Raw genomic sequence first — 6,688 nt, 5'->3', positions numbered from 1 at the left:
GTAATAAGAAAATCAATTGAAACATTTTAGGTTTATGTAAACGTTTACTTATATAATATTTTAAATTTTCAGCTATCATAAGTCAAGTTGTTTTTAGATACAGTGTTCTGAGGCGGTTATATTATTATCTCTTTAGACAAGCCAAATGTATTACCAAAGCAGGTAGGACCAACACATATCCATGAATCTGACAATGATATTGGAGGGATGCTATGGATAAAAGACAATTCATGTTATAAGGACTTATGTATACTAAATAAGACCCTGAATTCGCAGAAGTTTTTTTACGAATTCAAGGTCTTTCTTACTTTTTACCATTTGGCTATAACTACCAATTTGCGTACCAGTTGCCTTTCCACCTTGGATTTACTTCTTTAATCTACTAAGGATTAAGCCAAAATTAACGAAAGTTCAGTACTTCCTCCAAAATAGGTATTGCAGATATTGCGCCAACCTTTGTGCAAACAAGTGCAGCCACTTTATTACTGAAGGATACAACCTTTTTAAGTTCTTCAAAGTCTTCTATCACTTTCTTCAGGTCCTCTTTTGCTAATTGATACAGTGTTGCTCCTACGAAAGAATCACCCGCTCCAGTGGAATCGATTGATTTCACTACAACGCTCGGGATAATTTCACTTCTTTCTATTGTTGAGAGATACGTTCCTTCTTTTCCTAATGTAACAGCGACAATTTTAGCTCCTAGTTGGTGAATGGACTTTGTACCTTCAGCCAAATCACTTTTTCCCGTAATAATTTTCAATTCCTCTTCACTTACTTTTACAAAATTGGCAAAGGAAATGCCCTGCTTTGCCAATTCGATGAATGTATGAATGTCTTTTTTCCAAAGATCTAATCTATAATTCGGATCAAAGGAGATAAATTTACCTTCATTCTTAGCGGTCTTCATGGCTTTTAAATAAGTAGACTGAAAAGGGTCACTTAATAATGCAGTTGCGGATCCAAAATGATAAATCACTGCTTCATTTAACTTATCCTTATCAAGATCCTCTAGTTCCAAAAATGCATCTGCACCACGGTTGAAAACAAAATCTCTTTCTCCATCAGCTTTTAATGATACAAAGGCCAACGTTGTTGGATGGTGATCATCCATTACCACCATAGACGTATCAACCTTCGCTTCTTCTAGTGTTTGCTTTAAAAAATGGCCAAACGGGTCGTTACCAACTTTACCGCTAAAAAGTGCTGTACCTCCTAACTTGGAAATTGTTGCACAAACATTAGCAGGCGCACCCCCTGCTTGTTTTTGAAAGTTCTGCCCTTCCACTAAATCAATTTCTACATCTGTACAGAAAAAATCGATTAATAGTTCTCCAATGCAAATGATAGAGGAGTTCATAATCCTAGCACACCGTCCTTATCTAAATTAAAATGAACCAAATAAAGCTCTAACCTTTATTCGATTAGAGCATTATTTAGCATGACTCACTACTTCCAGATTGTATCAAGCTCAGTTATTATAAAATCTACTACATTTGTAGTACCATCGTTTGAAAATAAAATTAATTCTTTATTTGAAGCACTCGGGAAAATTAGGCTAGTAACCGCTACCTCCCCACCATTCACAAACACCTCGATAGATGATGTATCAATAAACAATTGAAGTTTTACACGATTATATTTCAATTCTAACGACGCTTCTTGCACTGTCGGGAAGGATGAAGAGAAATTATTTTCCCCAGATTGAGTTCGGTCTACTAGAAGCAATTCATTAAAAACATCAATGCTAATTTTTGTTTTTTCAGTTTCAGAATGCTGAATAATGAAACCAAATTGATTTGAACTTTCTTTTTCAAACTCAATATTTACTTCTATTAATTNNACTGGTTTTCCTGATTCAATAGTCATTTCTTGATGCTCAAAGGCTTCTAATTTTATAGAATTTACTTCTTCTACGGGTTTTTGGACCACACGAATTCCGTCCTTGGTAGTAGCTAATGTTAGCTCTCTTGGAAGTGTCATTGCACTTCTCCATTCTTTTGTTGGAACTTGATTCGCATAACGCCAGTTACTCATCCATCCAATATAAATTCGTCTTCCATCCTGGATATCAGACCAACTTACGCCGGCATAATTATCCCTGCCGTAATCTAGCCAAATAGTCGTTGCATCATCGTTGTCGTTTACAAAAGTTGTCCCATCAAACTCACCAATAAAGTATTGAGTTCTTGATCCTTCCTTCGTTTCACCACTATCACCAATGCTAACAATCATTACCCATTTTTCATTACCTTGGTCACCATCTACTGGTAATTTAAATAGATCTGGACATTCCCAAACTCCATCATGTGAGCCCGCTTTATGACCAAATTCACTTGCAAACTCCCATTCTTTTAAGTTAGAGGATGTATAAATGGTTATCGTTTGTCCTGTTGCTAAAACCATTACCCATCTTTTCGTCTCTTCATGCCAAAATACCTTTGGATCACGATAATCAGTGATAGCAATATCCGAAAGAACTGGGTTGCCTTCATACTTCACCCACGTTCTACCACTGTTCTTACTATAAGCTAAGCTTTGTCGCTGGCACGGTTGATCAGAATCAGGATATGTCCCAGCACTTGTATAAATGGCAACTAGACCTGGTTGATTATCTTCAAAAAATCCTGTTGTGTTATTCCAGTCCACGACCGCGCTACCTGAAAAAACAGCCCCGAGTTCATCAGGATATAACGCCACTGGAAGCTGCTCCCAATGAATCAGATCCTTACTCACTGCATGACCCCAGTGCATAGGTCCCCATGTTGTACTAAATGGATGGTATTGATAAAACAAGTGGTATTCATCATTAAAAAAGACCATTCCGTTCGGGTCATTCATCCACATTTCTTTCGGTGAAAAATGAAATTGAGGGCGATACTGCTCTTTATATGTTTTTGCCATTTTTTACTCTCCTCGTATCTATGAAAATAGTGAACTTTTAAGTTATTAAGAAAAAAGGCTGTACCAATGCCGAAGCAATATACAGCCCTTATTCTATTTACTCATTCATTTTCTTTGTATCTGTCATAACCTGATTGCTTAATTTCTAACCATTCCTGTAATCCTAATCTATCTAATTCTGCTAGATATTCAGACCATTCATTTTCAACGCCGCCATTTGAAATCCATTCAGCACGTTTTCTCTTTATATAATCAAATAAGTCAGTTTCAATTGTAGAAAGTTTATCAAGTTCTTCTAAAGAGAAGAATACTCTTGGATATATATTTTCGTTTGGCATGTAAGGTACCATTACATCTTTCATTAACTGTAATCTCCATGCTGCATCGTCTGGTTTTGTTGTCACTGTCCCATAGTAGCTATCTAAGATTGCCAATGGTCCTCCAACGGATGTTTTTTCTCTCAACTCAACAGGTGCGGTACCTTCTAACGGAAGATGTTTTAACATTTCTGCACTTTCATCCCATTCAAAAATATTTTGTTGAGTTTCATCCCCGAACGTTCCCCAGTTATTTTGTACAGATTGCGCTGGATCATAAAGCTGGTCAATCCACTTAGCAGTTAATTCAATATTTTTATTAGCAGATGTTACTACCAGTTTTGAACGGTCAAAGCCCATTCCATTTGTTCTTGCTACATTCTGATGTCCTTCTGGTCCCTTTAAAGGAGCTAGTAATTGATAGTCTTCACCCATACCTGTGATATTTCCTTTATCCCATGTAAAGTATAGACCGTAGCGGTTCTCTCTACCTTTTGCAAGATACGTATTCCAATCATGCTCAAATGCCTCAATATCAATTAAACCATCATTATATAAGTCATTTAACCAACTAATCGCTTTTTTATAACCCTCATCAACTGCTGTAAGTTGTACTTTGCCTTCGTTACTAACAACAGTGAAATCCCAGTTATCTCCCATACCGAAAGCGCCGAATAATGAATGAGGGTCTTGTCCGCCATCATTAATGATGAAAGACATTGGGATTTCGTCAGCTTCTCCATTACCATTTGGATCTTGAGTTTTAAATGCAATTAATACTTGTTTTAATTCTTCTGTTGTTGTTGGAACCTCTAATCCCAATTTATCTAACCATTCCACATTGATCCAAGGGAACGCATCTAGTGAGTGAATACTTTCTTTTCCTTCACCTAATTCCTCAATCCAAGGAAAGGCATACATATGACCATCTGGAGCTGTCATCATCGATTTATACTGTGGTGCTTTTTCCAAAACTGCCTGTAAATGTGGCATATATTGAAGCATATCTTCAACAGGAACGATTACCCCGTCTTTTGCGTGTTTCAATAATTCATAGTCGCTAAATACCGCATTAAAGATTGCATCTGGAAGCTCTCCACTAGCAATTGCTAGATTTCTTTTCTCGCCAAAAACATCTGTTGTATAATTTCGCCAATCAATATGAACACCTGTCTTTTCTTCCAAGCGTTGAAAAATCAACTTTTCATTTGGATCCGCTGGTGCTAGAGGTGAACTTGATGTCATAATTTTTAACGTTACTTCCTCTTCTAACGGGAATGTAACATTCGATAAATCGTAATCCTCAGACGAAAACGATTTGCTAGATTTACTGCTACATCCAGTCATTAATAGTGCACCAGAAAGTAAAACAACAGATGCTGTTTTTAGTAGTTTTTTCATAATTAATCCCTCACTTTTGATAATTTATTTTAGAGAACCTACCATAACTCCCTTTTCAAAATACTTTTGGAAGAATGGGTACATAATTAACAGTGGTAAACTAGCTAGTATAATAGATGAATATCTAATCATTTCTGCTACTCTCATAATTTCGTTTCTAGCTTGAATATCTGCTACCATTCCTGGCTGAACCTCATTTTGGATAAGAATAGAACGTAGAACTAGTTGGAGTGGATATAAATGTCGATCATCTAGGTAAATCAATGCATCAAAATACGCATTCCACTGTCCGATAAAAGCATAAAGCGCTAGTACAAAAATAATAGGCTTACATAAAGGTAAGACAACACTAATAAATATTCTGAAGTCAGATGCTCCGTCTATCCTTGCCGCTTCCTTTAATTCATTTGGAATACCTTTAAAATATGTTCTAGCCAGGATAATAAACCATACATTAACAGCACCAGGTATGATTATCGCCCAAATTGTATTCAACATCCCTAAGTCGCGGACAACAAAATAAGTTGGGATTAATCCTCCACCGAAAAACATGGTAAATAAGAAGAAGAACATAAATACCTTTTTTCCTACTAGACCATCAACAGATAATGTATATCCTGCAAGGATTGATACTGTAACTGTTATTAGGGTAAATCCAGCCGAATAAAGGATTGAATTGAGAAAGCCCCTCATAATTGTTCCATCCGTTAATATTCGTGTATAACCTTCTAATGACCAATCAGATGCGCTTAATGACATCCCTTTTCTAATTAAGGCATTGGGTTCTAAGAAGGATGATAGAAAAACATAAAATAATGGTGCAAGAATCAAAAGTACAATAATTCCCAACAGGATATTGTTTATACCAAGTATGACCCGATCACCTTTTGAATGTTTTATTTTGTTATTCATGGTTCTCCTCCTTCCTTACATAAGACCTTCGCCTTCATTCAGTTTTTTCACTACCTGATTAACAAACACTAGTAAGATAACGTTTACAACTGCGTTAAATAATCCAACAGCGGTAGCAAATGAATAATCTCCTGCGAGCAAACCTCGTTTATATACATAGGTTGCTATAATTTCTGATGATGGTATGTTCATCGATGTTTGTAACAGATAGGCTTTTTCAAATCCTATGCCCATAATTCCGCCAGCAGCCAAAATAAATAGTACAGCCATAACAGGCTTTAGAGTAGGCAGATCAATATGCCAAATACGTTGTAGTAATGATGCCCCATCCAATGTTGCTGCTTCATGCAGTTGTGGGTCTACATTCGCGAGTGCTGCTACATAAATGATAGAAGCCCAACCAGCTCCCTGCCATACACCAGACCAAATATAAATTGATCTAAAATAATCTGGATTAGACATAAATGAGATTGGTTTGTCTGTGAAAAGTCCTAATATCGTATTAATAGGTCCGACCGGTGAAAGAAAAAGGAATATCATTCCGGAAATGACCACTACTGAAATGAAGTGTGGTGCATATAGGACTAATTGGATATTCTTTTTGACACCTGACTTTCTTAGCTGATTTAGCATAAGAGCCAATATAATTGGTATCGGAAATCCGATTAGAAGCTCAAAAGAACTTAATTTAATCGTATTTACTAAAATTTGCAGGAAGTTGGGTGATGTCAAAAAATCGGTAAAGTGTTTAAATCCTACCCATTCACTTCCCATAATCCCCTTGATTGGACTATAGTCCTTAAATGCAATTAATGCCCCATATATTGGGATATATTTAAATATGATTGTAAGGATAACAGCAGGTGCGATAAGCAAGTAGAGAATATAATTCTTTTTAATATACTCTAGTTGTCGATTCACTTTCCTAGGCTTGCTAACTTGGATGGCCTGCTTTGTTTCTGCTATCTCAGGCACTGTCTTTACCTCCTATCCACTTAGGTTTAAATTGCTACGTTAATGAAATCCCTTTCATTACGCTCTAAATATAACAAAATAAATTTGGATAAGATTTTAATATTTTTGGTTTATAACCTTTAATATTTTCGGAACTTGTCATCGCTTACATTAATTTACTTAGTAAGATTCTAGATATAAAA

5 protein-coding genes are annotated in these 6,688 nt (G+C 36.1%); all 5 read right to left on the bottom strand.

Translation table 11 applies throughout. The features are described from left to right. Positions 1-400: 400 nt before the first annotated feature. The 5 genes from V7147_RS21700 to V7147_RS21680 all read right to left on the bottom strand — a co-directional run bounded on the left by V7147_RS21700 (position 401) and on the right by V7147_RS21680 (position 6,476). Positions 401-1,360, bottom strand: coding sequence for a carbohydrate kinase family protein (locus V7147_RS21700; RefSeq protein WP_335369889.1), 960 nt, complete (start codon positions 1,358-1,360; stop codon positions 401-403). 86 nt (positions 1,361-1,446) lie between these two features. Beyond that, positions 1,447-2,901 (bottom strand): glycoside hydrolase family 32 protein, encoded by a 1,455-nt coding sequence (locus V7147_RS21695; protein ID WP_335369887.1) that lies wholly within the window; start codon positions 2,899-2,901, stop codon positions 1,447-1,449. 101 nt (positions 2,902-3,002) lie between these two features. Next, on the bottom strand, positions 3,003-4,619 hold the full coding sequence (locus tag V7147_RS21690; RefSeq protein WP_335369886.1) for an ABC transporter substrate-binding protein: 1,617 nt from the start codon (positions 4,617-4,619) through the stop codon (positions 3,003-3,005). 24 nt (positions 4,620-4,643) lie between these two features. After that, positions 4,644-5,531: a carbohydrate ABC transporter permease gene (locus V7147_RS21685; protein WP_335369885.1), complete on the bottom strand. Its 888-nt coding sequence runs from the start codon at positions 5,529-5,531 to the stop codon at positions 4,644-4,646. A gap of 15 nt (positions 5,532-5,546) precedes the next feature. Then, on the bottom strand, positions 5,547-6,476 hold the full coding sequence (locus tag V7147_RS21680) for an ABC transporter permease (RefSeq protein ID WP_438824625.1): 930 nt from the start codon (positions 6,474-6,476) through the stop codon (positions 5,547-5,549). Between the last annotated feature and the right edge of the window lie 212 nt (positions 6,477-6,688).

Origin of the sequence: Bacillus sp. JJ1521 (assembly GCF_036965165.1) — a bacterium.
In the GTDB taxonomy this organism is placed as follows: domain Bacteria; phylum Bacillota; class Bacilli; order Bacillales; family Bacillaceae_L; genus Ferdinandcohnia.
This window is presented reverse-complemented; position numbering and strand designations above follow the sequence as displayed.

What these genes read in the sequence shown, in the direction of transcription:
- V7147_RS21685 (WP_335369885.1), bottom strand. Translation starts at nt 5,531, where the DNA reads ATGAATAACAAAATAAAACATTCAAAAGGTGATCGGGTCATACTTGGT.
- V7147_RS21690 (WP_335369886.1), bottom strand. Translation starts at nt 4,619, where the DNA reads ATGAAAAAACTACTAAAAACAGCATCTGTTGTTTTACTTTCTGGTGCA.